The following is a 26,216-nucleotide window of genomic DNA, read 5'->3' as shown; positions in this document are numbered from 1 at the left end:
GTCCAATAAAAAACCGAGCAATTCAGCTCGGTTTTCAGATTCTAAAGAATTTTATTTTTCAACGAATGCACGTTCAATCACGTAATCGCCTAGAACACCCATCTTCGGTGATTCTTTAAGACCGTGTTGGTCAAGAAGCGCAGCAACGTCATCAAGGAAAGCAGGGCTACCACAAAGCATTGCACGGTCAGTTTCAGGGTTAAAACGAGGTAAACCAATTTTCTCGAATAAATCACCTGTTTCAATAGCCGTTGTTACACGTCCTTGCGTATGGAAATCTTCACGGGTAACCGTTGGGTAGTACACTAATTTTTCTTTAGCGCCCAATTCACCAAAGAATTCGTGATTTGGGATTTCATTTTCAATTAAATCTTGATAAGCCAATTCTGAAACAAAACGCGTACCGTGAACAACAATGATTTTTTCAAAGCGTTCATAGGTTTCAGGGTCACGAATTGTAGAAAGGAAAGGCGCAAGACCAGTACCTGAAGAAAGAAGGTACAAGTTTTTACCTGGGTTTAAGTCATCTAGAACCAAAGTACCTGTAGGTTTTTTAGAAACTAAGATTTCATCGCCCACTTTAACTTTTTGTAAAATAGATGTTAAAGGACCATCTGGCACTTTAATAGAGAAGAATTCGAGTTCTTCTTCATAGTTGGCACTAGCAATAGAATAAGCACGCATTAAAGGCTTGCCATTTACTTCAAGACCAATCATTACAAATTGTCCGTTTTTAAAACGCAATGCAACATCACGAGTCGTTTTAAAAGAGAATAAAGTGTCATTCCAGTGGTGGACGTGAGTAATCTTTTCGACGTTGAAAGCAGCCATTAAAGGTCTCAATAATTATCAAATTAGAACAGCTTGCTATTCTAATCTAAAATCATTCTCGATAAACTGAATATATTTAATTGAGCTTATCAGAAAAAGTGATTATGACTGGTCTAAAAATGCCAATAATTGGTTATATGAAGTCTCCCTACACAGAAAAATTTGGTATTCCACGTCAGCCAAATTTGGTTCAAATCGAATCTTATGTAGAAATGATCGCGCCTTATAATGATTTATTGGCGTTTGAGGGGATTGAAGAATTTAGTCATCTTTGGCTCATTTGGCAGTTTCATGATAATAAAAATCAACAAGATAGCGAAAAATTTAGACCACAAGTGCGTCCACCACGCTTAGGCGGAAATAAGAAAATTGGCGTGTTTGCAACGCGGAGTATGTACAGACCTTCACCTATGGGACTGTCTGTAGTCAAACTGAATAAAGTAGAAAAAGTAGGGAAGTCCGTTCGTGTATATGTCACAGGAAGTGATTTACTCAATGACACACCTATTATAGATATTAAACCTTATATTCAATATTCAGATGCGGTTTTAGATGCAAAAAGTGGTTATGCGCAAGATGAGCCTCAACGTAAAACTGTAATTTGGAGTGCTGATGCAAAAAATCAGCAAGAAAATGCGTTAAAACAAAACAAAATTACACTGCAATTGATCAATGAGTTAGAACAAGTTCTAAGTTTAGACCCACGACCTGCATATCAGGAAGATCCAACTCGAATTTATAAAATGCGTTTTGCAACATTTGATGTGTCTTTTCAAGTCAATGATGAGCACATCATGGTCTTAAAAATTGATTGTGAGTCGACGTAAAACAAATGAAAAGCATCTGTAGAGTTTAAGAATTTGCTATAGTGGTCGCAGTTTTGGGGAAAACGTTATGACATTTAACTTTGAAATTGATACCACTTGGTGCTTAGAACAATTATTAAAAGATGGACGGATTACAGAGCGTGATCGTGGCTTAATTCAAACCACACATCGTCAAAGAAATCAGTTGAAGTGGCATGCTTTACAATGGATTGCCAATTTTAATTTGAACGATCAGGTGCATCCCCAATCAGCTTTAACGCTGAATCGTTTATGTCAGTGGCTTTCGGAAAAATCTGCACTGCCTTTTTATATTATCGATCCGCTTAAAGCAGATGTAACAGCATTAACAGCAGTGATGTCGCAAGAGTTTGCATTACGAAATCGTATTCTTGCGGTTGAAGTGAGTGCAAATGAAGTCTTAATTGCAACCGATCAGCCTTATCAAAAAGAATGGATTTCCAATTTAGAAAGCAGTTTATCACCCAAAAAAATCAAACGTGTTTTATTAAACCCAGAACAACTACAACGCTACATTATTGAATATTATCAAGTGAGCCGTGCTGTTTCAGGTTCACAAAAATCATCAGCTTATGAACGTGATAACAAAGGCGTAGAAGCACTTTTACAATTGGGCGATACACAAAACCCCGATGCAAATGATCAACACATTGTGAAATTGGTCGATTGGGTTTTACAGTTTGCTTTTGAACAAGGTGCAAGCGATATTCATTTGGAGCCACGTAAAGGCGAGGGGAAAATTCGTTTTCGTATAGATGGCGTGTTACATACGGTTTATAACATGCCTGCAAATACGCTTATGGCAGTTATTTCTCGGATTAAAATTTTAGGTCGAATGAATGTTGCGGAAAAGCGTAAACCGCAAGATGGACGCCTAAAAACTCGTACCCCAAAAGGGCAAGAAACAGAATTACGTTTAGCAACTTTACCCACTGCATTTGGTGAAAAGCTTGTTATGCGTATTTTTGACCCAGATGTTTTGGTGCGTAATTTCAAACAGCTTGGTTTTGAAGGGCATTTGCTTGAAAGTTGGAAAGCGTTAACCACACATAGTCACGGTATTATTTTAGTCACAGGACCTACAGGTTCGGGTAAAACCACCACCTTATATTCGACCTTAAAACAGCTTGCAACCGATCAAGTCAATGTATGTACTATTGAAGATCCCATTGAAATGTTAGAACCAAGTTTCAATCAAATGCAGGTGAATACAGGAATCGATTTAGGCTTCGCAGATGGTGTGCGTGCTTTAATGCGTCAAGATCCTGACATTATTATGGTTGGGGAAATACGCGACCACGATACTGCAAATATGGCAATTCAGGCGGCATTAACAGGTCATTTGGTTTTATCTACATTACATACAAACGATGCGCCATCAAGCTTAACGCGTTTGCACGATTTAGGTGTTCAGCCCTTTTTAACAGCTGCAACTATTCTAGGCGTTTTAGCACAGCGTTTAGTGCGAACACTTTGTCCACATTGTAAAACTGAAACTTTTATCAATGATCAAGAATGGAAGCATCTTGTTGCAGATTATCCAATTGCTATGCCTGAATTTGTTTTTAAAGCTGTAGGCTGTGAAGAATGTCGTCATACAGGCTATAAAGGACGAGTAGGTATTTATGAGTTCTTGCCTTTAAGCTTAGATATGAAGCATTTAATTGGTACAAATGCCACCTTAAATGATGTTCGTGCCCAAGCGAAAAAAGAGGGAATTGAACCTTTACGTGTTGCAGGTGCTAGAAAAGTGATGGCGGGTTTAACCACATTAGAAGAAGTACTTCGCGTTGTACCCTTAAATTAAAATATTTTTAATCTTAAGATTCACCTCATATTGGTTTGTTTTAATGACTTCATTGAAAAGACACAACAACATATGAGGTTGAAGATGAAAACATTAGCGAAAACAATTTTAATGGTTGCTGCAATGAGCGGTGCATCGGTTGCAATGGCGAATACAGCAGTTAATCAGCAAGCATTTAATAAAGCCGTAACAGTAAAACAAGCATTAAGTATGAAAGATGATGCAAAAGTGCAATTGAAAGGTTATGTGGTTAAATCTGTTGGTGATGAAAAATACGAATTTCGTGATCAAACAGGTTTAATTACAGTCGATATTGATGATGAACTTTGGATGGGTAAAGCAATTTCTGCGAAAACACCTGTTGTTATTATTGGTGAGATAGATATTGACTACAAACCGATGAAACGCGTTGAAATTGATGTAGATGCTGTGAAATTTTAATTTCATATATACAATAAAAAACCACATGAACGCATGTGGTTTTTTCATATAAGCTGTAACCATAAGGACATCTACTCAAACACGGCACATTTAAAATTTTATAGGGTGATTTATGCGAATTTTATTGGCGGAAGATGATCATTCACAAGCTGAAAGCATAAAAACATGGTTAGAGATGGATGGTTATACTGTCGATTGGGTAGAGCGCGGTGATTATGCAATTTTGGCAATAGAACAATATGAATATGATTGTTTGTTATTAGATCGAGGTTTACCTCAAGCAACGGGCGATGAAATTTTAAAAGTAACGCGGCAGAAAAAGTCGAATATTCCTGTGATTTTTTTAACAGCTAAAGACAGTATTCAAGACCGTGTAGATGGGTTAGATTTAGGTGCAAATGACTATTTGGTTAAACCTTTTAGTCTTGAAGAATTGTCCGCACGAGTAAGAAGCCAATTACGTCAAAAGCAAACAGTTGCAACATCGACTATTCAATTTGCAAATTTAGAACTCGATGTACAAGCTAAGCAGTTAAAACAAGATGATTGTGTCATTGATTTAACCGCGAAAGAATTTCAAATATTAAATAAACTCATGCAGAACCCAACTCATATTGTCACTCGTGAACAATTAGAGGAATCTTTATATGCATGGGGGGATGAAATAGAAAGTAATGCAATTGAAGTATTTATCTACCAAATTCGTAAAAAAATAGGCAGTCATTACATTAAAACTGTACGTGGTTTGGGCTATAGAATGAGTCAGGACGTATAAGCATGGCAACAGTACAGCGCACCGTTTCTTTGCAAAAAAAATTAGTCAAAAGCTCAATTTTAGGCTCAGTTATTGCGGGACTTATTGCGTTCTTATTATTGCTTGGTATATCAATTTATCAAACCATGAGCGTACAAGATGAGATTATGGATGAAATCTCAGATATGCTTTTAATTACAGACATCTCCAATGTTTCAGGTTCTCAGCTTGATGAACTAAGTGAAGAATTTGAAACTCAATATCAATTGAAACATCAAAATCAATTGCTCACACAATCTGAAGATTTTAATTCGGCATTTTCTAATTTATCGCAAAGCAATAAAAATAAAGATTACGATTTTATTTGGCATGACCATCAATTGTGGCGTACGTATATTCAGTCCGATCATGATATGGTGAGCTTTGTTATTCAGCCTATAAAATATCGCCTGAAAGATTTATTGAATACTTTCGTTATTTATTTAGCAATTCTTTTGTTGTTATGGGCTATTCAGTGGATTTTTATTCATTTTACGATCAAGCATCAGTTTAAAAGTTTTAACTTACTGACCAAGCAGATTTCTGAAAAAAGTGCAGATGATTTAGCACCTATTCAGCATAGACCTGTTGAATTTCAAGAACTACAACCGATGATTCATCAATTGAATCAATTATTGGCGCGCTTGCAACAATCTTTAGCCGCAGAGCAACGTTTTACCGCAGATGCTTCACATGAGTTACGTTCACCCTTATCTGCCATTCAAATGCGCTTGCAGCTTTTAAATCGAAAATATGCAGCAGATGAAGTCATTCAAAAAGACTTAAAACAAATTCAGCAAGATGTAAGTCGAGGGACTTTGGTTTTAGAAAACTTATTATTACTTGCACGCTTAGACCCGAGCAAGACCAATGATTTGCCAAAATCTAAAACAAATTTAAAGACACTCATTGAAGATGTCATTCATGCGTTAAAACCATTTATAGATGAAAAACAGATAAAAATTCACGCGGATATTTCATCTAATATTCAGCCGAACATGAATAAAGAACTTATTTTTACGTGTATTCGAAATATTGTAGACAATGCTATTCGTTATATTCCTGTGAATGGTAAAATTAATATTCAAATGAATGAGCTTAGTCATCAAGTTGAAATTATCATTATAGACAATGGAAATAGCGTTACCGATGAAACAATTCAGCGTTTAGGTGAACGGTTTTATCGCGCATTGGGAACAAAAACCACTGGCTCAGGTTTGGGGCTTTCAATTTGTCAGAAAATTATAGAGCTGCATCAAGGTCATATTGAATTTATTAAAAATGAACATTGTGGCTTAACGGTGAAAATTTACTTATCGACTTCATGAGTAATTTCACTAAATATTTATAATTTATGACTTTGTTGTATCAATCATTATTTTGAGTATGTATAAATTAAAAAAGCAGTATGCGCTGATACATACTGCTTGTTCCCACGCTTATTATTATTTTGGTGTTTATTATTTTGTGAGAATTAGACGATTATTACGTGTTAAGCGTAAGCGGTATTCTTCCCCAGCATGCATAATTCTAATTTCACGGCCTAAAGAAAATAAGTTATTTGAATGTAACATTGGTAGTGAATGAGCTGTTTCGTTACGAGTGAATAAGCTAAATGGTGCGTTCATTTTGTCAACTCCGTGGTGTGTGGTGAACGATTTAAATGATAATCATTATCGAATAGGCCTGTCAATGTATATTTAAAAAATTTATGAAATACTTTAAATCGCTTACACTTCATTACCTGAAATATAGGAAAGGATAAATTCATGTCAAAGCCTAATCTTGATGTTGCAATTGGTATTCTGGTGAATCAAAACCAAATTTTGGTTGGATGGAGAGCAGCAAATCAGCATCAAGGAAATAAACATGAATTTCCTGGTGGAAAGGTTGAAGCAGGGGAAACGCCTGTGGAAGCGTGTCGTCGTGAAATTTTTGAAGAAGTAGGCTTAAATATAAAAAGTTGGAGCCAATTCGATTTTATTCGTCATGAATATGATGATGTGATCGTGCAGCTACATTTTTTTATTAGTGATGTATCTACAGAACAAAGCCAAAAAATTGCAGCGCCGTGGATGTGGGTATCACGTGAAAAATTAGTTGAATTAAATTTCCCTAAAGCCAATGCGACCATTGTAAAGCGCCTTTATTGGCAACGCTTTATTAAAATTAGTGAAGATTTATCTGTTTTAAATGATTTGGCGAGTGATCGTTTATTGTATTGGCGTACCAATACAACAGAAAATATGAATGAGGCTTTGGCTGAATATAGCGTTGAAAAACTGGCTAAACTCATCGTGAATGTTGAGGTTTGGAATACATTGACAGATCTACATCAAAATGCAATTCAGACCATTCATCTCAAGCAAAATCAACTTTTACAGTTACATCAGAAAGATTTAATTCGCTCAAAAAGATATATTGTGGCCTGTCATAATTTAGAAGCTTTACAGCATGCAGCGCAAATTGGTTGCGATGCTGCATTTTTAAGCCCGGTATTGGCAACCCAAACACATCCCGATGCACAAGGCTTAGGATGGCAAACTTTCGCTGATATGGCGTCTCAGGTGAATATGGTGGTATATGCACTAGGTGGATTATCACCAAATCATTTAGATGAAGCCATCAAACATCATGCTTATGGTGTTGCGGGAATTAGAAGTTTTTAATCTGTATTTTTATGATTCGAAAATTGAAAATGCATTAAAGTCTAAAGTGACTTTAATGCATTTTTTGCCTCTAAAACGGCTTTTGTATTATTTTGCTTTTGCGCAGCACGTTTAATAGTCAACCAAAGTTGGCGCTTCATTGTGTTGGTTTGCGCAAAGCTCAGACCACGTCTTGCCAAAGATTCTGCATTTTTCGCATTATTTTTTTCTAAAGAAATGAGCGATAAATACAAATAAGTATCGGCAGATTGTGGGGCAAGGCGTTGAGCTTGAAGAATAAGACCTTCAGCTTTATTGAATTGACCTGCGTTATAGCTTGTTTTTGCTTGACTCATTAAACTTTTATAAGCAGGTAATGACTCACCATCTTCCAACTTTTGTTTGTTATTCGATGAGGGAGGGGCTGTATGTAATTTCTCCCGTTTAATTTCATCTAGCTCATACGTTTTAATAACGACGCCATGCTCATTTCGGTATTCTTTGACCTGAGGCTTAGATGCAGATTCAGCTTTTTTAGGCTCAGGTTTAGACGGTAAATTTTGACAACCGACTAAACCTAGAACAACACATGTAGCAATCGAAAATTTATACATTGAACAACCTTTAATTTAAAAATCCACCGCTAGAAATAACACGTCCACCATTTTCATCCGTGCTATCACTCTCGCGAATGAGATTTTCAATACTGTCAGATTCTTCAGTATTTTCATCGTTCATTTGCGTATTAGAGTTGTAAGATGCGCCCGTATCATAATAAGGCAATCCACATTCAGTTGCCTGACTTGGCGCTTTATTTCGTAGAACAGGAACATGCATTGCACCTTCGCAATTTGGTGCAGATAAATAACCCGAATAGCGATCTAACCATAACCATTGAACATCGTCAGGTTGGCGTAAATTCACAGGTTTTTGACGAAGCTGTTTCATTACATTTGACCACACAGGAAGTGCGCCTGTAGAGCCTGTTAATCCTGTAACTGCATTGTCATCTAAACCTAGCCAAACGACAGTGGCATAATTACCTGAATAGCCTGCAAACCAAGAGTCGCGGGTATCGTTTGTTGTGCCAGATTTACCTGCAAGTTTTAAAGCAGGCGATAAAGATGCATTTGCAGAACGGCCCGTACCTGAGGCAATAACTTGTTGTAAACCGTAATTCAACATATATGCAGAAGACGGATTCATGGTTTGTTGAACCGTTAAGCTGTAACGATCTAGTAAACGACCTTTTGCATCCACAACCGTACGAATAGACCTCACAGGATATTGGAAACCGCCAGTTGCGAAGTTGTTATAAATACCAAGAACTTCTAAAGGTGATAAATCTACAGCACCTAAGAACGTTGATGGATAACTTGGAATTTTATTACCATCGATACCAAATTTCATGAGTTGGTTGCGGAAACTACTTACACCAAATTCTTGACCTAAACGAACCGCAGAAAGGTTGTAAGAGTTTGCAAGCGCTTGAACCATAGGAACTACGCCATGTTCACCACCACTATAGTTTTTCGGTGTCCAATTTTTACCATTTGAAGGAATGCTAATGTAGCTGTCTTCAATTTGACTTGCCCAATTATAACGACCCGAGTCTAAAGCATTGAGGTAAATAATAGGCTTTAATAATGAGCCAACTTGGCGTTTCGCATCTAATGCACGGTTAAAGCCAGTAAAGTCTTGAGTTGAACCTACAGCAGCAACAAGTTCTCCATTTTCAGGATGCGTAATGACAACAGCACCTTGAAGATCTTTTAAGCGTTTAGGATTTCCGTTTGCTAAACGAGCAACAGAAGATTTAAACGCATTTTGAACATTGGTCTGAGCAACAGGGTCTAGCGTGGTGAAAATACGAAGACCTTGATTGGTTAAATCGCTTTCTTGGTATTCTGCACGTAATTGGCGACGCACGATGTCCATGAAATCTGGGAAGCGAGAAGGCCCTAAAGTTGGCTTATCAATGACATTGAGTGGGCGAGCAACTTCAGTTTCATATTGATCTTCGGTTAAATAGCCCATCACTAGCATATTATTTAGAACAATATTACGACGTTTAAGCGCACCTTCAGGGTTTTTCCATGGGTTAAATAAACTTGGTCCCTGAACTAAACCGACTAAATACGCTTGTTGGGCAATATTCAATTCACGAAGGGGCATACCAAAGTAAAATTGTGCTGCCAAACCATAACCATTAATAGAATAGCTACCATTTTGACCTAAATTCACTTCATTTAAGTAGGCTTCTAAAATTTCATTTTTGTCGTAGTGAAGCTCAATGAGAATAGCCATTAATGCTTCATTTACTTTACGCTTTAACGTTCTTTCAGGAGATAAATAGAAGTTTTTAACCAATTGCTGAGTGAGCGTTGATCCGCCCTGACGTTTACCACCCGTCACATTACTCACAAGTGCGCGAGCTGTACCACGAATAGAAATACCGTGATGGCTATAGAAATTGCGATCTTCTGTTGCAATTAATGCTTGAATCAGTGGTTTTGGTACTTTGTCTAATTTTGTAAGTACACGATCTTCATTGTGCTGAGGGTAAATACCACCAATGAGCATAGGCTCTAAACGTGCAATACCTGTTGAAGAGGGTTTTGTTGCACTCACTTCAGAAATATTATTTTCATTAAATGAAATTTTTAAAATTTGCTCAGGTTCAACACTATCGCCAAAATCGAAGCCACGCGTATGTACATAAACAGAATTACCTGAATTTGTGTAATTACCTGTTTTTGTATAGTTATCTGAGTTTTTATAACCCAAGAAATTTAATTCTTGAAGAAGGTCTTGCTGGCTAACGGGGGCATTGCTATAAATTTCTAAAGGACGAGCAAAAACCTTTGCAGGAATATCCCATCGATTTCCTTCGAATTTGTCACGAACAATGTTATCCATACGAATCAAGTAGATACTGAAAGCTACAAATAAGCCGATAACAACAATACAAAAAAGAAGGGCAAATATGCCAATGCCACGTTCAGACTTCATATATCAGAATTAAATATTAGTAAATTACGCTAATCATGCGAAGCTTTTAATCAATTTGCAATGATTAATATGTTTATAAACACAAAAAACTCATGTATTACTGAGATAAATTTCTCGTCCTAATTTTTTTAAATCTTCTGTGATAGTGATATTATAGATAACGAATCGTAGTGGAGCGATATCGCTGGTGCAAATTTCACATAAGAATTTTCGTAACATTGGTTTAATTGGACGTCCCGATAAATCTTCAGTTGTAGAAACTATTAGTCTTATTCATGACCATTTAATTAGTATTGGTCTACATCCAGTTTTTGACTCGGAAACTGCCGAGCTTGTATCGTATAAAAATACGCAAACTGTGAGTCGTGCTTTACTTGGTGAAGTGGTTGATTTGGTGATTGTGGTTGGTGGTGATGGTTCATTACTACATGCTGCACGTGCTTTAGTAAAATTTAATACGCCTGTGATAGGTGTAAACCGTGGTCGTTTAGGCTTTCTAACCGACATCAAACCTACTGAAGTGATCTTTAAACTCGATCAGGTTTTAAAGGGTCAATTTCAGTTAGATCGTCGTTTCCTTTTTGAAATGGAAGTGCGTTCAAAGGGTGAAATTATTTATGAAGCCATTGCACTGAATGATGTTGTTTTGCACGGTAAAACCGTACATATGATTGATTTCGATTTAAGTATCGATGGTCAGCATGTGTATCGTCAGCATAGCGATGGTTTAATTGTTTCTACGCCAACAGGTTCAACCGCATATGCTTTATCGGGCGGTGGACCAATTTTACATCCGAGTATGGATGCAATTGCACTTGTACCTATGCATCCGCATACATTGTCTTCTCGCCCCATTGTAGTGGGTGGACAAAGCGAAATTAAAATTGAAGTTCGTGAAAACCGTGTGATGCCAATGGTCAGTGCCGATGGTCAACAAAGTGTTTCATTGGGTGTAGGTGATACGTTACATATCCGTAAACATCCTTATAAATTAAATTTACTCCATCCACCAGGATACGACTTTTACATGGCTTGTCGTACCAAGTTAGGATGGAATCAAGATTTTGAATCTTTGCAACAACAGGATGAATCATGAATATTGAACAAATGCTAGCGGTACTCGATCCTGAAATTGTTGGTCGTTTAAAAACTGCAATTGAAATTGGTAAATGGCCAAATGGTGTTGTATTAACGAAAGAACAACGTCAAATTTGTATGCAAGCAGTTTACGCATGGGAAATGAAAAATCTTCCTGAAACAGAGCGTAGTGGTTATATTGATCGTGGTACGAAAGAAGAAGATGAACATTGCGATTCACATGTTGAAGAAGAGTTTAAACCGATTCGTTTTGTTTAATCAAAATCTTTGAATTGATGATTCAATTAAGCAAAAAAGCCCGATATTTAATCGGGCTTTTTTGTGAATGATGGATTTAAAAAGTGATTTTAATTAGAAAAGTAAGTTACCAAGAGTCCAGATTTTTTGCTCTTTTAAAGCGTTCCATTCTATCTTCTGCATCATAGAAATTTCTCATAATACGACCACGTTTGTTTTCTAAACTACTCAAGCTACTTTTATAGGACTTTTTAAGATCTTCTTTAATATCTTTGTTTTCTAGTAATTTTTCATAACGATCAATTTCTTTAAGTAATGATTTTTTTTCATCCTTTGCTTTGTAGTAAGCATAACTAACATCAGAATATGGTTTTAAGTATGAGTGTTCGTCGGCAGGGCAAATGGTGTAGTTGCCACTCCCGTAAAGACCTCGATCAAAAATATTTTGAGGGGTGCAGTAGAGTTTTAATCCTGCATCATAACCTGTGTCATAACGGCTTTGATTTGGGACAATATTTCCTTTGGCACATGCTTTGGTATAACGTGCAAATCTTAATTTATCGTATCCGCGTGAAGCATCGTTATAACCAACATCTTCCCAGTGAGCAACCTTACATTCCTCAATACTCATTGCTGAACAACCGCTAAGTAAAAGAATGAAGCTGAATAAAGTAATTAATTTCATTTTAAATATATAAATACGTTTTTATGAGTTTCGTTAATTATTTTAAATGTTATGTGAATTTCATAGTGATATTGATGGGCGGTTTCTACAATTTAAAAAATTAAACAAACATAATGATCGTTGAAAAATCATGCACTTTCCATTAAGGAGATTGAAAATCATTTGCATTTAATTTGAGTGATTTTCAATCCTTTTATGATTCAGTCATTCAAATAATGTATTCATTACTTAATAAAACGACTATTCCAAAGTTCTTTTGCTTTATCCATTGCATCTCCAAAATTTGAACAAGCTTGCATGGTATATAAAGCAATGCCCATGGTTTCTACAACAGCAATTTCGCCATATTCATGATGTTGTTTGCCATCCCAAACCGCTTTAAAGATATCTAAATTCAGCTCTTCTTCGGTTGGGCTACGGTTATCTGTTAATTTTGGTAATTCGTATTCGTATAATTCACCATTATGAATGCCACAAATTAAAGTTTTCGCATCTGGATTACGCTCAAACTCACCACCTTCACCTTTAATCACTGCGCTATTTTTATAGCCTAATTGAAATGCAGCTTGTTGATGTGAACTTCTATAAGCAGGATGAAAAATTGCTTGCATAGTCGCTTTTGCATTAAATGGATTAATTAAGCGTGCAAGCGTATGAATAGGTGAGCGAAGTCCCATTACATTTCTCAGGTTAATTAAATCACTTAAAATAGGCGAAATAACCTCGAGTGGTAAATAAGCAAAGTTTTTTTCTTGAAGTTGTGTTTCAACATCATCGGAATTCTGGCAAATAGGAAATTCTAAGAATTCTAAAACTTGTTCTGTATATAAACGATTTATTGTGTGCCCAGAAGCACCATGCATCACTACTTTATAGCCCTGTTTTGCAAGTGTGAGTGCTGCAAGTAAAAACCAAGGGTAGTGCTTACGTTTACCTGCATAAGATGACCAATCTAAATCGACATCCAAAGGTTTGAAGTTAAGCTGATCTTTAGTGGCTTGCACAAAGCCTGTAAGTTCATCGACAGATTCTTCTTTTACCCGAAGCAACATTAAAAATGCGCCAAGTTGAACATCTAAAACTTCATCTTTTAGAATCATTGAGAAAGCTTGATAGGCTTCATCATAAGTCAGCGAACGTGCACCATTTTTACCTTTACCAATAATACGAACAAATTGTGCAAATGGATGTTCAAAGTCTTTGTAAAGATTGCGTTTGGTATTCATGTCACTCACTATCATTCAAAAAAGCATGCTCAATATGCCATATTTTAGAAATAAAAAAAGGAAGCATGTGCTTCCTTTTTAAGAAAACTGAAAATTAGTCTAATTTTACAGATTCAGGATTTCTCATTGTTGCATCGAACGTTTCTTTATCGAGGGCATGATCCCAACGTGCAACAACAACAGCTGCACATGCATTGCCAATAAAGTTGGTTAATGCACGACATTCAGACATAAAGCGGTCGATACCTAAAATAAGTGCTAAACCAGCAACTGGAATGGTTGGAATTACAGTTAATGTTGCTGCTAATGTAATGAAGCCTGCGCCTGTTACACCTGCAGCACCTTTAGAGCTAATCATTGCAACGAGTAATAATGTAATTTGTTCACCAATTGAAAGATCAATGTTACATGCTTGGGCAATGAATAATGCAGCCATAGTCATATAAATATTTGTACCATCTAAATTAAATGAATAACCTGTAGGAATGACCATGCCTACCACCGATTTTTCACAACCTGCTTTTTCCATTTTTTGCATAAGAGACGGTAATGCTGCTTCTGATGAAGAGGTACCAAGAACTAACCATAATTCATCTTTGATATAACGAATAAGTGCAAAAATTGAAAAGCCGTTGTATTTAGCAACCAAACCTAAAACAACTACAATAAATAGAAGTGATGTGATATAGAAAGTAGAAATAAGAAGTAATAAGTTTCCAATTGTTCCAATACCATATTTACCAATGGTGAATGCCATTGCACCGAATGCACCAATCGGTGCAAATTTCATAAACATGCCAACAAGTTTAAACACAGGTACTGTAAGATTGTTTAAAAAATCAACAATAGGTTGACCTTTTTCACCTGTAGCTGCAAGTGCAAGACCAAAGCTTACGGCAACAAAGAGCACCTGTAAAATTTCGCCACTTGCAAGCGGACTGACTAATGTGGTTGGTAAGATATTCATGAGAAAATCGACGATGCCGTAACTATGTGCCTTTTCTGCAAATTCAGCGACTTTTTCGTTACCTGTGAGTGTTGTGGGATCAATATTTAAGCCAGCACCAGGTTTTACTAAATTGGCAACTATCATGCCAATAAATAGAGCGAGTGTTGAAAATGTAAGGAAATATACAAGAGATTTAATAGCAACACGACCGACTGAGACCATGTCTTTCATACCAGAAATACCAGTTACTACTGTTAGAAAAATAACAGGTGCAATGATCATTTTGACAAGCTTAATAAATGCATCACCTAAAGGTTTAAGGTCTGCTCCAACGGATGGATAAAAGTGCCCAAGTAGAATACCCAATAAAATGGCAACAATTACTTGTACGTAAAGCATTTGATAAATTTTTTGTTTTTTAGGAGGGTGTAAGCTCGATTCTGCATCAATTTGCATAAGAATTCCTTTTGATCGTTTTATTAAAGTTTTAATGATTTGATGTTTTAATTATTGTCATTTGAGTATTCATTAAATTTTTAAATGATATTCTTAAATTACAACCTATTGATTTTAAAATAAAATAATATATTTTTGTAATATGTATTTTGAATAAGTCTTAATCAAAGTAATATTCATATAATTATTTTATTCACTATTTATTCTTAATTTTTATCAATTATTTTTTTTAACTTAATGAAAAAAAAGGAATTATTTGAAAGGTGTTGTTAAGTGAAAATTATAGTCATTTTTTTAATGTGAATTAATTATCATAAATTGAATAGAATGTGATTTTATTATATTAAAAATATATTATTCAGCTTTGATCTTGATGATGATTTGTGTATCCACTATCACTTTTATACGTGGAATTAAAGTTAAGTATTTGGTCAATCATACAAGCTAAATTAGATGCGGAAACTGCAACAGTATTAAAAAGTTTTGCAACTGATATGCAAATGAAAGTTGGAGATAACTTACTTCAATTTTTTGCTGAATATAGTTATATGGCGGAATATCCGATTTCACGTTTTTTTGTAGATGCCCGTATTCAGGGTGTTTATGGTGGAACCAATGAAATTATGAAAGAAATTGTTGCGCGAAGTTTGGTTGGTCGTTAAATATTCATATTTTGTATTTCAATAAAAAGAGCTTTCGCTCTTTTTATTTTATAGACGAAGTACATTTAGGCTTTCTTTAATGAATGCATTCAAGTCGGCTTGTGAGCGAGAGGTAATATATAAATTATTGTCATTCACGACAGCTTGATCTAAATAAACTGCACCTGCCTCAATCACCTCAGATGAAATCTGTTCATGTGTGGTGAGTCTGCGACCTTTAATGACATTGGCATCTATAAGTAAAAGTGGTCCATGACAAATACAAAAAATGGGCTTATATAAATTAGCAAAATGACGAACGAAATTAATAAATCTTTCATCTAAACGAAGGTGTGATGGTGATTGCCCACCAGGAATCAGTAATGCATCAAAATCGTGTGCAGAAACATCATCAATACTTTTATCTATCGTCATACTATGTTTGTATTTTTTCCCATAAATCACATGACCTGCGTGCGTATTAATATTGGTAATAGTGTGATGTGCCGCTCTAAATGCTTCTACAGGCTCAGAATATTCATCATCTGCAAATTGATGGCTGACTAAAACAGCGATTCTTTTTGACATTATTATTCCTCGAATTGCTTAGTGCTAAACACGTTGAATCTATTTTTAGCAAAAAATGGGAATGCTTTTGTAGTAAATACGTGATTAAAGTTTTTAATGTAAAAATTATAATTATTTTTCAATAAATTAATTTTTATAAGTTGGCTTAAATCTAAGTTTTAGTCAATATGTTGAATATATTTTTTATCACATGAAATCGTCATAATTTAGATAGAGTTATCACTTAAACTTCTAATATTCATAAAACCTTTTCAATATACAAACAGCTTGATTTAATGAATGATATTGAGAGCTAAAAAGGCAATAATTGGTGAAAACTTCAACTGTGTAAATTTAAGGCTGAATAAAGCAAAGTCTTATTGCACAACAATTGAAAGCTAACTATTGTTATACTGTCGAAAACTTGTTTTTAAGGGCATCATAACAATGATCAACGACGATCAAAACACAACTACTTCTCTTGATTTAGGCAAAATTCGTGAGGATATTGATTCTGTAGACCAACAGCTTCAACAACTCATTAATCGTCGTGCAAAATTAGCTGAAGCCGTTGCTAAAGCAAAATTTGCATCTGAAGAGAAACCTTTGTTTTACCGTCCTGAACGTGAAGCGCAAGTTTTGCGTAATGTTATGGAGCGTAATGAAGGACCTTTATCTGATGCGACAATGGCGCGTTTATTCCGCGAAATTATGTCTGCATGTTTGGCTTTAGAAGCACCGCAAAGCATTGCATTTTTAGGACCTGTAGGAACTTATACGCATTCAGCGGTTCTTAAACATTTTGGTCAAGATGCTGTGGTTCGTCCATTACCAACAATTGATGAAGTATTCCGTGAAGTAGAAGCGGGAAGCGCTCATTATGGTTTAGTACCTGTAGAAAACTCATCTGAAGGTGTGGTCAACCATACTTTAGATTGTTTCAAATCTTCTCATTTAAATGTGATTGGTGAAGTTGAACTTCGTATTCATCATCAATTTTTAGTGTCTGAAAATACACGTAAAGACAGCATCAAACAAATTTATGCACATCAACAAACTTTGGCGCAATGTCGTGGTTGGTTAGATGCGCATTACCCTGGTGTTGAACGTGTTGCTTTAAGTTCGAATGCAGAGGCTGCGCGCCGTATTCGTAACGAATGGCATTCGGCTGCAATTGCATCTGAAATTGCTGCAAATATTTATAATTTAGAAACTTTGCATGGAAATATTGAAGATAACCCAGAAAATACAACACGTTTCTTGGTGATTGGTCGTGAAAAAGTGCCACAAAGTGGTAATGATAAAACATCATTATTGGTTTCGGCTCATGACCGTGCAGGTGCTTTACTTGAAATTCTTGCACCATTTGCGAAGCATAATCTTAGCTTAACCAGTATTGAAACACGTCCTGCACTCCCTGAAAAATGGGCTTATGTATTCTTTATTGACTTAGAAGGTCATATTGAACAAGACAATGTAAAAGCCGCAATTGAAGAAATTCGTCCATTGGTGAAAGAAGTGCGTGTTTTAGGTTCTTATCCAATTGCAGTTTTATAAGATTACATCTGTGGTTAATGTCTAGGGGAGATTAGCCACAACCATCACCTGAAATATTTGGAAGTGTAAAATGACGTTTGTTCCAGCCAATGAAGGCATTGCAAAGTTAAATCCGTATCAACCAGGTAAGCCAATTAGCGAGCTTGAACGTGAGTTGGGTTTAACAGATATTGTCAAATTAGCGTCAAATGAAAACCCTTTAGGTTGTTCTGATAAAGTGAAAGAAGCTGTTGCTGCTGAATTGTCGGAAATTGGACGTTATCCAGATGGTGGTGGTTTTATTTTAAAAGACCAAGTTCAAAAGCAATTTGGTGTTGCGCATAACCAAATTACTTTGGGCAATGGTTCAAACGATTTACTTGAAATTTTTGCACGTGCATTTGTATCTTCAGAAGATTCTGTTGTGTATAGCCAACATGCATTTGCTGTGTATGGTTTAGTGACTCAAGCCATTAATGCAGAAGCCATTGAAGTGCCTGCAAAAGGTTTTTCACATGACTTAGATGCAATGGCTGCAGCAATTAAAACCAATACAAAATTGATCTTTATTGCAAATCCAAACAATCCAACAGGAACTTGGTTTGAAGAAGCAGAATTTGAAGCATTCATGCAAAAAGTTCCTGCAAATGTCATTGTTGTGCTAGATGAAGCTTATGTGGAATATTTTCCTGAAAACTTCAATAGCTTAAAATTCTTAGCGAAATATCCAAACTTAATAGTTAGCCGTACCATGTCTAAATGTTTTGGTTTGGCAGCACTTCGTGTTGGTTTTGCTTTGGCTTCTGTAGAAGTGACAGATTTCTTAAACCGTATTCGTCAGCCATTTAACGTGAATCATCTTGCAATGGTTGCTGCAGTTGCTGCACTAAAAGATGAAGATTTCATTGAAAAATCACGTGTAGTGAACAAAGCAGGTATGGCGCAACTTGAAGCAGGCTTTAAAGCTTTAGGTTTAAGTTATGTGCCATCACGTGCCAACTTTATTTTAGTTGATGTTCAGGCAGATCCTGCACAAACGTTTAATGCCTTATTAAAACAAGGTGTCATTGTTCGCCCTGTTGGAATTGCAAATCATCTTCGTGTATCTATTGGTACAGAAGCTGAAAATGCAAAATTCTTAACAGCATTGGCGAAAGTACTCAGTTTAGAGGCTACAGCGTAAAATATGTCTTTGCCACTGTTTGAAAAAGTTGCGTTTATTGGACTTGGGTTAATTGGCTCAAGTCTTGCTCGTGTGATTGTTGCTGAAAAATTAGCGAATCAAATTGTTGCGTCTACACGTTCGCAAAAAACCTTAGATGATGCAAAAGCCCTTGGTTTAATTCAAGAGGGCTATACCAACCCAATTGATGCCGTTCAAGGTGCAGATTTAGTCGTTTTAGCTTTGCCTGTACGTGCAACACAAAAAGTGCTTGAAATTATTCAGCCGTATTTGTCTGCAAAAACCATTATTACCGATGTCGGTAGTACCAAGGCAAATGTGGTTGAAGCTGCAAAAGCAGTTTATGGTGATGAATTGCCTGAAGGTTTTGTTCCGGGGCATCCTATTGCAGGTTCGGAACATACAGGTGTACATGCAGGTAAAGTCGATTTATTTGCCAACCATAAAGTCATTTTAACGCCTTTACCAAGCAGCGCAAATTGGGCAATTGATAAACTTGTAACGCTGTGGCAAGCCTCAAAAGCAGAAGTGATTTGCATGGATGTTGAAAAGCACGATGAAGTGCTTGCGCATACCAGTCATCTTCCGCATTTGATGGCATTTAACTTAGTAGAACAGCTTGCTAATAGAGAAGATAACCTAGATATTTTCCGTTATGCCGCAGGTGGATTCCGTGATTTTTCTCGAATTGCGGCAAGTGATCCACAAATGTGGCATGACATATTTTTTGCCAATAAAAAAGCCATTTTAAATGCAGTAGATGGCTTTGAAAAACAATTGGCAACTATACGTAAACTTATTGAAGATGAAGACTCGCAAGCACTGATGGGCTTGTTAGGGCATGCGCAGGCCGCGCGACAGCATTTTAATCATATGCTCGCAAATAGACCATTGATGGAGAAAAAGAAAGTGACGACACAGCAATTTACAATATTACCAGGCAAGAAAAATTTCCAAGGTAAATTTAGCGTGCCAGGCGACAAATCTGTGTCACATCGTTCTATCATGTTTGGTGCTATTGCAGAAGGCACAACGCATGTCACAGGTTTTCTTGAAGGTGAAGATGCACTTGCAACACTTCAAGCATTCCGTGCGATGGGTGTGAGTATCGAAGGTCCTAAAAATGGTGAAGTGACCATTCATGGTGTGGGCATGCAAGGCTTAAAAGCTCCTGTAGGCGCACTGTATATGGGTAACTCAGGCACATCTATGCGTTTACTTTCAGGGATGTTGTCTGCACAAAAATTTGATTCTGTAATGACAGGTGATGCATCACTGACTAAACGCCCAATGGAGCGTATTGCAAAACCATTACGTGAGATGGGTGCTTTATTACAAACCACGGGTGATCGTGGGACACCGCCTGTTTCAATTACAGGTGGTCAGCAGTTAAAAGGGATTCACTACGATTTACCGATGGCTTCTGCGCAAGTGAAATCAGGTATTTTGTTGGCAGGTTTATGGGCTGAGGGTGAAACTGTTGTCACAGAGCCAGAGCCAACACGTGACCATTCAGAACGTATGCTTCGTGCATTTGGTTACGATGTCAAAACTGAAGGCAACCGTATTTCACTGCAAGGTGGTGGCAAGTTAACGGCAACTGAAATTCAAGTTCCATCAGATATTTCATCTGCTGCATTCTTTATGGTTGGCGCTGCAATTACAGAAGGTTCAGATGTAACACTTGAAGCGGTGGGCATTAACCCAACACGTACAGGTATCATCGAAATTCTGAAACAAATGGGTGCAGATATTTCAGTTGAAAATGAACGTATTGCAGGTGGTGAGCCAATTGCAGACATTCGTATTAAAGGTTCTCGTACGTTAAAAGGCATTCATATGCCTGAAGATCAAGTGCCTTTAGCGATTGATGAATTTCCTGCATTATTTGTTGCTGCTGCATGCGCAGAAGGTCAAACAGTACTGACTGGTGCTGCTGAACTTCGCGTAAAAGAATCTGACCGTATTCAAGTGATGGCAGATGGCTTGAAAATTATGGGTATTGATTGCACACCTACCGATGACGGTATCATCGTTGAAGGTAAAGGTAAGTCAGGTGAATGGGATGCTATTTTCACAGGTGGTGAAATTGAATCGCATCATGACCACCGTATTGCGATGAGCTTCTCTATGGCAGGTTTGCGTACTTCAGGTGAAATTAAAATTGTAGGTACAGAAACGGTTGCAACAAGTTTCCCTACATTTACTGAGCTTGCTACCCAAGCAGGACTTGCAATTCAAGTCACTGAATAAAACATCATCGTAAAAAACATTCAATTTGAAACAAAACAGCCAAGCTAATGCTTGGCTGTTTTGCATTTATTGCTTATGCTAAAACCATACAACAATAAAGCCTTTGGATAATGTGATGCGTAAACTAAAATTTGTGGCTAATCGTGAAATCAAAAATCAATTAAAAGATTTTAGCGAAGTTCAAACCTATGTTGCCGATTTACTTGCACATGAATTGGTGAATCATGGGTTTGAGACATTGTCACAAAGTGGGGCACAAGTGGCTGTAAGTGTAGATGATCATGCTTTACCGCTTTCAGTGAGCTGTGAATCACGTAGTGAAGATGGTCATTTGGTTTGTGAAATTTCATCTTATCCTGATGAAAATCAAGATTGGTTAGACCGTATTACAGAACAAAGTTTATTAAACCAATTGGCACAAGCAGTAGAAAGTACATTGAAAGATCACGAATCTTTGAGTGAATTTGAATGGAAAAATACGTAATTCTTTAAAGCAATATAAACGTGAGTACTAAACGGAATGTATCTGCCGAAAGTTTTTGAAGAAACAAGGACTGAAATTCTAACGAATTTAATTCAAAAACATGCTTTAGGATGTTTGGTTTTATATGCAGATGGTGAATTAGATGCAAACCATCTTCCTTTTGAATACGATGAAAAGTCACATTCATTATTTGCCCATATAGCAAAAGAAAATCCATTGTATGTCCAATTAAAACAGTCTCAGAATGTATTGGTTGTTTTTAGTATAGATCATGCTTATGTATCGCCAAATTGGTATGCTGGAAAATTAGAACATCATCGAGCTGTTCCTACATGGAATTATGTAGTGATACATGTCAAAGGGATAGCAGAAGTTATTGAGGATGAAAAAACATTAAGAGGTATTTTGGCAAGGTTAACTCGGGAACATGAAAGTAATCAGCCGAAACCTTGGAAAATGTCAGATGCACCGAAAGATTACATTCAAGATCAATTAAGCAAAATTGCTGCTATACGTGTTGAAATCTCAAGTTTAGTGGGTAAGTTTAAACTCAGCCAAAACAGAGGTGTAATTGATCGATTGAATGTCGCAGAGGCATATAAGCAAAAGAATAAAGATGATTTAGCAGGGTTTATTTTGAATAAATGAATCCATAAAAAAACCTCGCAATAAGCGAGGTTTTTTTAATTAAACTTGATTAGCCCAAAGCTAAAAAACGTGACATCGCAATACGCAATTGCTTTAAATATCCTGTAAAGAAATGATTAGCACCTGGTAACACAGTCACTAAATGACGTTGAGGCTTTGCCCATTCAACCATGTCTGCAAGCAACGTGACATCATCTGCCTCACCATGAATAAATAAGATGTCACCTTTAATTGCAGGGGTTACATAGTGGCGTACACCTGCAACTGTTGAAGTAGGTAAACCACATAAAATCATCTGTTTTGCTTGTAATTCAACAGGTAAAGTAGCATAAGCTTTTGCCATAACATGCGCGCCAAAGCTAAAACCACCCGCATAAAATGGTTTACCTACATGTTTTAAGCGCGCATATTGAATGACGTATAATGTATCTTCAGTTTCACCATGACCTTCATCATGATTACCTTCACTTAAACCAGAATCACGGAAACTAGGACGATAGACCACACAACCGCGTTCAAGATACATTTGTGCTAAAAGAGCAGGAACTTTATGGTGTGGCGTTCCACCTTGTAATGGGTGCGGGTGACAAACAACTGCGAATCCTTTCACTTCACCTTGGGGATAATCAACAAAAACTTCGATTTTACCCACAGAACCTTGAATGAAAATTTGTTCGGACATAGGATAGGGAGTGTATAGCAGAAGAAAGGCGACATTTTACCGATTATGTTTATAAAAAACACAAATTGGCATTAAAATAAACCGACTGTTATAGTCTGATTAGTTACTTTTTGACCAGGTCTTTTATGCTAGCCTTAATATCACCCGCAAAAACATTAGATTACGAAACAACCTTGCCAACAGATCAATATACAATTCCAAGGCTTTTAGATCATTCAGAATTATTAATTCAAGATTGTCAAAAATTATCTGCAACCGATATTGCAAGCTTAATGAGTGTGAGTGAAAAAATTGCAAAATTAAATGTTGATCGTTTTCAAGATTGGCAATCTGATTTTAATTTTTCAAATGCTCGCCAAGCAATTTTTGCCTTTAAAGGTGATGTATATACAGGTTTAGATGCCTATCAATTAACGGATCAGAATATTGAATTTGCACAAAATCATTTGCGAATGTTATCTGGTTTGTATGGTTTATTACGCCCGCTTGATTTAATGATGCCATATCGCTTAGAAATGGGAACGAAGCTTGCAAATGCGCGTGGTCATAACCTGTATGAATTTTGGGGACAGACCATCACCAATTTAATTAATGACGATTTAGCGAAAACTGAATCTGAAATTTTGGTGAATATCGCATCCGATGAATATTATAAATCGGTGAAAGAAAGCAAAATTAATGCAGAAATTATTAAACCTGTTTTCCTAGATCAAAAAAATGGAAAATATAAGGTAATTAGTTTCTATGCCAAAAAAGCACGTGGCTTAATGGCGCGCTATATTATTGAAAATAAAATTGAAAAAGCTGAAGATTTAAAATCATTTAATACGGATGGTTATTATTTTGATGCGGATAGTTCATTAAAAGGTGAACTTGTATTTAAACGTGATGAGCAAGTTGCCTGATTTTATATGTGTAGGAATGTTTTCATGATTGATCAGCTTCATCAATTTCAGTTGTATTGGGATGATTTTGCACATCGTTTTAACATAGAAAAAGACAGAAGCTGTACAATTTATGAATATCTTCTAAATGCGTATACGGAACCACATCGTCATTACCATACGGTACAGCATATTATTGAATGCTTAGACCATTTTCAGGAAATAAAGGCTAATTTAAATAGCCCTTTGTTGGTTGAACTTGCTATTTGGTTTCATGATGTTGTTTATGATCCTTTAGCTAAAGATAATGAATTACAAAGTGCAGAAAAAATGAAAGCATTTTTTTCTAATTTTCTTCCTGAGTGTGCAATTGATCAAATTTTTAAATGGATTCTTGCAAGCCAAAAGCATGAATCTTCTAAAGATTCAGATTTAAGTTATTTTCTAGATATTGATCTTGCTATTTTAGGATCGAATGAAAAGCGTTTTTTGGAATATGAAAAGCAGATTGGGGATGAATATATAGCTGTTAAAAAAGAAGTCTATATATTGAAAAGGGCTAAAGTTTTAGAGCATTTTTATTCCATGGAAATGATTTATAAAACACCTTTTTTTCAAGAAAAATTTGAAACCAATGCTAAATTAAATTTAGTAAGTTTACTGTGATAAGAAATGCTCAATTCATTAATCAAAGAAAACAAAAAAAGGCAAAGTGAAAACTTTGCCTTTTTTTATTCAATGACAACTTAGTGGTGGTGACCGCCAACGCCATGAACGTGACCGTGTTCTAATTCTTCAGCAGAAGCTTCACGGATTTCAACGATTTCAACTTCGAAAGTTAAATCTTGACCAGCAAGTGGGAAGTTAGCATCAACAATGATGTTGTCGCCTTCAACAGATTTAACAGTAACGATTTGAACACCGTCATCAGTTTGAGCTTGGAACTGCATGCCCGCTTGGATGTTATCAACACCTTGGAACATTTGAGCAGGAACTTCTTGAACTAGGTCTGGGTTGTATTCGCCATAACCTTCAGCAGCAGGAACGTTTACAGTGAATTTTTCACCAACAGTTTTGCCTAAAAGAGCATTTTCAAGACCAGGAATGATGTTACCTGCACCGTGCAAATAGGCAAGTGGCTCACCTTGAGATTGGTCCAGAGTTTCACCCTCTGCGTTAGTCAATGTGTAGTGGAAAGAAACCACAAGATTGTTTGCAATAGCAGTCATGTTATTGATCCAGTCAAATTTTAAGGGTACATCATAAAGCGAAAAGCTAATTATGTAGAATAGAATTGAGCAAAATTCTACATTTTTGTGATGTTTTGATATTTATATGGGCAGTTTAAACAAATTCAATGTCATTTCAATGAATAACTGACAAATTACTGTGATCTTTTACTTTAAGTGAAGAATAATCTAGCTTATTGTTTGGTTATAACACGATTAATATCAGGCACTCATCATGAAAATGTATCAAGTCGATGCTTTTACCACAGAGCTTTTTAAAGGAAATCCTGCTGCTGTTTTAGTTTTAGATTCTTGGTTAGATGAAGCTCTTATGCAAAATATTGCCTTAGAGAATAATTTGGCAGAAACAGCATTTGTAAAAGTAATTGATGATGAAAATTATGAAATTCGTTGGTTTACACCGACCACAGAAGTCGATTTTTGTGGGCATGCCACTTTAGCAAGTAGCTTTGTTTTATTTAAAGATTACACATTAAAAAAGCAAATAAAGTTCCATGTTAAACATTTAGGTATTTTTATTGTTACACAGGCGGATGACGGGAAAATCATGATGAACTTTCCTATTAGACGTGCAGAAAAGCTAGAAAAGTATCCTGAATTACTAGATCAGGCATTTTCGAAGCCATTTAAAAATGTTTATTTAAATGCGCAAGCCTACATAATTGAATATGAAAATGTACAAGACATATTAAATGAAAAGCCAAACTTAGAATTATTAAAAAATCTTGGAAAATTAAGAACAGCAATCACAGCAGATGCATCTGATTTAGATGTTGCAATCACCGCAAATTCAAGCAAATACGATTGTGTCTCACGTTATTTTGCACCTGCAAATGGCATAGATGAAGATCCTGTTACAGGCTCAATTCATACGGGAATTGCACCTATTTGGGCTGAGAAACTAGGTAAAAGTAAAATTTTGGCATATCAAGCTTCAAAAAGAGGTGGCGAGCTTTATTGCGAAATACTCGAAAATGATCGTATAGAAATTTCGGGATATGGAACATTATTTATGAAAGCGGACATTTATATTTAATTTTAGAATTCTTCAGTTAACCAC

Annotated in this window: 26 protein-coding genes and 1 pseudogene; 17 read left to right on the top strand and 10 right to left on the bottom strand. The window is 36.2% G+C overall.

Going from position 1 to position 26,216, the window contains the following annotated elements; all coding sequences use genetic code 11:
- Window positions 1-51: 51 nt before the first annotated feature.
- Window positions 52-831, bottom strand: a complete 780-nt coding sequence (locus tag A6M14_RS11405) for a ferredoxin--NADP reductase (protein ID WP_152875140.1) — start codon at window positions 829-831, stop codon at window positions 52-54.
- A 104-nt stretch (window positions 832-935) separates the two neighbouring features.
- Here A6M14_RS11405 and tsaA point away from each other — a divergent pair, with 104 nt between their 5' ends.
- The 5 genes from tsaA (at window position 936) to A6M14_RS11380 (ending at window position 6,045) form a co-directional block, all read left to right on the top strand.
- The gene (gene tsaA, locus A6M14_RS11400; protein ID WP_152875176.1) at window positions 936-1,658 is read left to right on the top strand and encodes a tRNA (N6-threonylcarbamoyladenosine(37)-N6)-methyltransferase TrmO; all 723 of its coding nucleotides are present in this window, start codon (window positions 936-938) and stop codon (window positions 1,656-1,658) included.
- 67 nt (window positions 1,659-1,725) lie between these two features.
- Entirely contained in the window at window positions 1,726-3,483 is a 1,758-nt protein-coding gene (tfpB, locus tag A6M14_RS11395; protein ID WP_152875139.1) for a type IV pilus assembly ATPase TfpB, read from the top strand.
- Window positions 3,484-3,567: 84 nt separating this feature from the next.
- Window positions 3,568-3,924: a NirD/YgiW/YdeI family stress tolerance protein gene (locus A6M14_RS11390; RefSeq protein ID WP_152875138.1), complete on the top strand. Its 357-nt coding sequence runs from the start codon at window positions 3,568-3,570 to the stop codon at window positions 3,922-3,924.
- 112 nt (window positions 3,925-4,036) lie between these two features.
- Window positions 4,037-4,699, top strand: coding sequence for a response regulator transcription factor (locus A6M14_RS11385; protein WP_152875137.1), 663 nt, complete (start codon window positions 4,037-4,039; stop codon window positions 4,697-4,699).
- Between the two features lie 2 nt (window positions 4,700-4,701).
- Window positions 4,702-6,045 (top strand): sensor histidine kinase, encoded by a 1,344-nt coding sequence (locus A6M14_RS11380; protein ID WP_152875136.1) that lies wholly within the window; start codon window positions 4,702-4,704, stop codon window positions 6,043-6,045.
- Window positions 6,046-6,177: 132 nt separating this feature from the next.
- On the opposite strand, the gene hemP is transcribed toward A6M14_RS11380, so the two are convergent.
- A complete protein-coding gene (hemP, locus tag A6M14_RS11375; RefSeq protein ID WP_152875135.1) occupies window positions 6,178-6,345 on the bottom strand; it encodes a hemin uptake protein HemP in 168 nt (55 codons plus the stop codon).
- A 141-nt stretch (window positions 6,346-6,486) separates the two neighbouring features.
- Between hemP and A6M14_RS11370 the strand changes: the two genes are divergently transcribed.
- Window positions 6,487-7,386, top strand: a complete 900-nt coding sequence (locus A6M14_RS11370) for an NUDIX domain-containing protein (protein ID WP_152875133.1) — start codon at window positions 6,487-6,489, stop codon at window positions 7,384-7,386.
- A 41-nt stretch (window positions 7,387-7,427) separates the two neighbouring features.
- Here the strand turns inward: A6M14_RS11370 and A6M14_RS11365 are convergent, their stop codons facing one another.
- On the bottom strand, window positions 7,428-7,979 hold the full coding sequence (locus tag A6M14_RS11365; RefSeq protein ID WP_152875131.1) for a tetratricopeptide repeat protein: 552 nt from the start codon (window positions 7,977-7,979) through the stop codon (window positions 7,428-7,430).
- Between the two features lie 10 nt (window positions 7,980-7,989).
- Window positions 7,990-10,377, bottom strand: a complete 2,388-nt coding sequence (mrcB, locus tag A6M14_RS11360; protein WP_152875130.1) for a penicillin-binding protein 1B — start codon at window positions 10,375-10,377, stop codon at window positions 7,990-7,992.
- A 187-nt stretch (window positions 10,378-10,564) separates the two neighbouring features.
- On the opposite strand from mrcB, the gene A6M14_RS11355 reads away from it, so the two are divergent.
- Together A6M14_RS11355 and A6M14_RS11350 are read left to right on the top strand one after the other, a co-directional pair.
- Entirely contained in the window at window positions 10,565-11,473 is a 909-nt protein-coding gene (locus A6M14_RS11355; RefSeq protein WP_338325178.1) for an NAD(+) kinase, read from the top strand.
- Complete coding sequence (locus tag A6M14_RS11350) at window positions 11,470-11,733, top strand: YeaC family protein (RefSeq protein ID WP_152875126.1); 264 nt, start codon at window positions 11,470-11,472, stop codon at window positions 11,731-11,733. The genes A6M14_RS11355 and A6M14_RS11350 overlap by 4 nt, the downstream gene beginning before the upstream one ends.
- 106 nt (window positions 11,734-11,839) lie before the next feature.
- Here A6M14_RS11350 and A6M14_RS11345 read toward each other — a convergent pair whose 3' ends face one another.
- The 3 genes from A6M14_RS11345 to A6M14_RS11335 all read right to left on the bottom strand — a co-directional run bounded on the left by A6M14_RS11345 (window position 11,840) and on the right by A6M14_RS11335 (window position 15,028).
- Complete coding sequence (locus A6M14_RS11345) at window positions 11,840-12,343, bottom strand: DUF2799 domain-containing protein (protein ID WP_171500284.1); 504 nt, start codon at window positions 12,341-12,343, stop codon at window positions 11,840-11,842.
- 278 nt (window positions 12,344-12,621) lie between these two features.
- Complete coding sequence (locus A6M14_RS11340; RefSeq protein ID WP_152875124.1) at window positions 12,622-13,623, bottom strand: glycosyl transferase family protein; 1,002 nt, start codon at window positions 13,621-13,623, stop codon at window positions 12,622-12,624.
- Between the two features lie 94 nt (window positions 13,624-13,717).
- Complete coding sequence (locus A6M14_RS11335; RefSeq protein WP_152875123.1) at window positions 13,718-15,028, bottom strand: dicarboxylate/amino acid:cation symporter; 1,311 nt, start codon at window positions 15,026-15,028, stop codon at window positions 13,718-13,720.
- Window positions 15,029-15,468: 440 nt separating this feature from the next.
- Here A6M14_RS11335 and A6M14_RS11330 point away from each other — a divergent pair.
- Window positions 15,469-15,690, top strand: a pseudogene (locus A6M14_RS11330) (acyl-CoA dehydrogenase family protein); the annotation flags it as partial.
- Between the two features lie 48 nt (window positions 15,691-15,738).
- On the opposite strand, the gene A6M14_RS11325 reads toward A6M14_RS11330, so the two are convergent.
- A complete protein-coding gene (locus A6M14_RS11325; RefSeq protein WP_152875122.1) occupies window positions 15,739-16,257 on the bottom strand; it encodes a type 1 glutamine amidotransferase domain-containing protein in 519 nt (172 codons plus the stop codon).
- Window positions 16,258-16,683: 426 nt separating this feature from the next.
- On the opposite strand from A6M14_RS11325, the gene pheA reads away from it, so the two are divergent.
- From pheA to A6M14_RS11300, 5 genes are all read left to right on the top strand, one after another.
- Window positions 16,684-17,793, top strand: a complete 1,110-nt coding sequence (gene pheA, locus A6M14_RS11320) for a prephenate dehydratase (RefSeq protein ID WP_152875121.1) — start codon at window positions 16,684-16,686, stop codon at window positions 17,791-17,793.
- 70 nt (window positions 17,794-17,863) lie between these two features.
- Complete coding sequence (hisC, locus tag A6M14_RS11315) at window positions 17,864-18,955, top strand: histidinol-phosphate transaminase (RefSeq protein WP_152875120.1); 1,092 nt, start codon at window positions 17,864-17,866, stop codon at window positions 18,953-18,955.
- 3 nt (window positions 18,956-18,958) lie between these two features.
- On the top strand, window positions 18,959-21,208 hold the full coding sequence (locus A6M14_RS11310; protein WP_152875119.1) for a bifunctional prephenate dehydrogenase/3-phosphoshikimate 1-carboxyvinyltransferase: 2,250 nt from the start codon (window positions 18,959-18,961) through the stop codon (window positions 21,206-21,208).
- Between the two features lie 115 nt (window positions 21,209-21,323).
- Window positions 21,324-21,692, top strand: coding sequence for a hypothetical protein (locus A6M14_RS11305; RefSeq protein WP_152875118.1), 369 nt, complete (start codon window positions 21,324-21,326; stop codon window positions 21,690-21,692).
- Window positions 21,693-21,728: 36 nt separating this feature from the next.
- Window positions 21,729-22,340, top strand: a complete 612-nt coding sequence (locus tag A6M14_RS11300) for an FMN-binding negative transcriptional regulator (protein WP_152875116.1) — start codon at window positions 21,729-21,731, stop codon at window positions 22,338-22,340.
- A gap of 49 nt (window positions 22,341-22,389) precedes the next feature.
- Here A6M14_RS11300 and A6M14_RS11295 read toward each other — a convergent pair whose 3' ends face one another.
- A complete protein-coding gene (locus tag A6M14_RS11295; RefSeq protein ID WP_152875114.1) occupies window positions 22,390-23,022 on the bottom strand; it encodes an alpha/beta hydrolase in 633 nt (210 codons plus the stop codon).
- A gap of 125 nt (window positions 23,023-23,147) precedes the next feature.
- On the opposite strand from A6M14_RS11295, the gene yaaA reads away from it, so the two are divergent.
- Window positions 23,148-23,927 carry a peroxide stress protein YaaA gene (gene yaaA, locus A6M14_RS11290; RefSeq protein WP_152875113.1) on the top strand — a complete coding sequence of 260 codons (780 nt, stop codon included), beginning with the start codon at window positions 23,148-23,150 and terminating at the stop codon, window positions 23,925-23,927.
- Between the two features lie 24 nt (window positions 23,928-23,951).
- Window positions 23,952-24,572, top strand: coding sequence for an HD domain-containing protein (locus tag A6M14_RS11285; RefSeq protein ID WP_152875111.1), 621 nt, complete (start codon window positions 23,952-23,954; stop codon window positions 24,570-24,572).
- 80 nt (window positions 24,573-24,652) lie between these two features.
- Here the strand turns inward: A6M14_RS11285 and A6M14_RS11280 are convergent, their stop codons facing one another.
- On the bottom strand, window positions 24,653-25,135 hold the full coding sequence (locus A6M14_RS11280; RefSeq protein ID WP_152875109.1) for an FKBP-type peptidyl-prolyl cis-trans isomerase: 483 nt from the start codon (window positions 25,133-25,135) through the stop codon (window positions 24,653-24,655).
- A gap of 235 nt (window positions 25,136-25,370) precedes the next feature.
- Between A6M14_RS11280 and A6M14_RS11275 the strand changes: the two genes are divergently transcribed.
- Entirely contained in the window at window positions 25,371-26,192 is an 822-nt protein-coding gene (locus A6M14_RS11275; RefSeq protein ID WP_152875107.1) for a PhzF family phenazine biosynthesis protein, read from the top strand.
- Window positions 26,193-26,216: the final 24 nt, after the last annotated feature.

The organism is Acinetobacter portensis (assembly GCF_009372215.1).
Classification (GTDB): domain Bacteria; phylum Pseudomonadota; class Gammaproteobacteria; order Pseudomonadales; family Moraxellaceae; genus Acinetobacter; species Acinetobacter portensis.
Note: the sequence above shows the minus strand (reverse complement) of the source record. Positions and strands in the feature narration are given on the sequence as shown.